The organism is Microcystis sp. LE19-195.1E, assembly GCF_027532095.1.
In the GTDB taxonomy this organism is placed as follows: Bacteria; Cyanobacteriota; Cyanobacteriia; order Cyanobacteriales; family Microcystaceae; genus Microcystis; species Microcystis aeruginosa.
This window is the reverse complement of sequence record NZ_JAPZSZ010000001.1, coordinates 1-1,421: the sequence shown is the minus strand read 5'-3', so window position 1 is coordinate 1,421 and position 1,421 is coordinate 1. Positions and strand designations below refer to the sequence as shown.

Sequence of the window (1,421 nt, the reverse complement as noted above, 5' to 3'; positions counted from 1 at the left end):
GTTCGCCGTTGCCAAATCGGATTTGCCGTCGCCGTTGAAGTCCCCTACCGTCACGGAAAGGGGATTAATCCCCACAGAAAAGTTAGTGGCGGGTCCAAAACTGCCCGTGCCAGTTCCTAATAGCACTGAGACGTTGTTGCCGAAAATGTTCGCCGTAGCCAAATCGGATTTGCCGTCGCCGTTGAAGTCCCCTACTGTCACGGAACGGGGAAAACTACCCACGGAAAAGTTAGTGGCAGTACCAAAACTGCCCGTGCCGGTTCCTAATAGCGCTGAGACGTTGCTGCTGTTAACGTTCGCCACAGCCAAATCGGATTTGCCGTCACCGTTGAAGTCCCCTACCGTCACGGAATTGGGATAACTCGCCATCCCCACGGAAAAGTTGGTGGCGGGTCCAAAACTGCCCGTGCCGGTTCCTAATAGCACTGAGACGTTGCTGCCATTATAGTTCGCCACAGCCAAATCGGATTTGCCGTCGCCGTTGAAGTCCCCTACCGTCACGGAAGTGGGACGATTCCCCACGGAAAAGTTAGTAGCAGGATTAAAGCTGGCGCTAGAGTTAGCACCGAGGATGTAGTCTCCCCCCGATGTCAGGTTGACTTTGACGGTTTCGTTGGGGTCACTTACCGCATCGGATACGGCGACCACGTTGAGGGTAGCGGTGGTGGCTCCGGCGGCGATGGTGAAGGTGTTGGCGGTTACTGCGGTGATATTTGTGCCAGCAGTGAGGGAATAGTCGGCGAGAATGGTGGCGGTAGTGCCGGTGGTGTTGAAGTTGACCACTATCCCACCCGTGGGCGCGGGGGTGTCTAGGCTGATGATAAAGGTGCCGACGGTTCCCCCTTCTACCGGGTTGGTGCCGGGGGCGATGGTGATTTTGGGGGTGGTATTGAGGAGGACTGAGACGTTGTTGGTGAAACGGTTCGCCACAGCCAAATCGGATTTGCCGTCGCCGTTGAAGTTCCCTACCGTCACGGAAGTGGGATAACTCCCCACGGTAAAGTTAGTGGCAGTACCGAAACTGCCCGTGCCAGTTCCTAATAGCACCGATACGTTGTTGCCGTTCCGGTTCGCCGTAGCCAAATCGGATTTGCCATCGCCGTTGAAGTCCCCTACCGTCACGGAAGTGGGACGACTCCCCACGGAAAAGTTAGTGGGCGTGCCAAAACTGCCCGTGCCGGTTCCTAATAGCACCGATACGTTGTTGTTGTCACGGTTCGTCACAGCCAAATCGGATTTGCCGTCGCCGTTGAAGTCCCCTACTGCCACGGAATAGGGACTACTCCCCACAGTAAAGTTAGTGGCGGCACCAAAACTGCCCGTGCCGGTTCCTAATAGCACCGAGACGTTGCTGCTGTACAAGTTCGCCGTTGCCAAATCGGATTTGCCGTCGCCGTTGAAGTCCCCTACCGTCACGGAAA

General features: G+C 56.0%; 1 protein-coding gene. It reads right to left on the bottom strand.

The window, feature by feature from the left end; all coding sequences use genetic code 11:
- The coding region (locus tag O9300_RS00005; protein WP_287969235.1) for an FG-GAP repeat domain-containing protein at window positions 1–1,421 on the bottom strand (1,421 nt) is incomplete at both ends.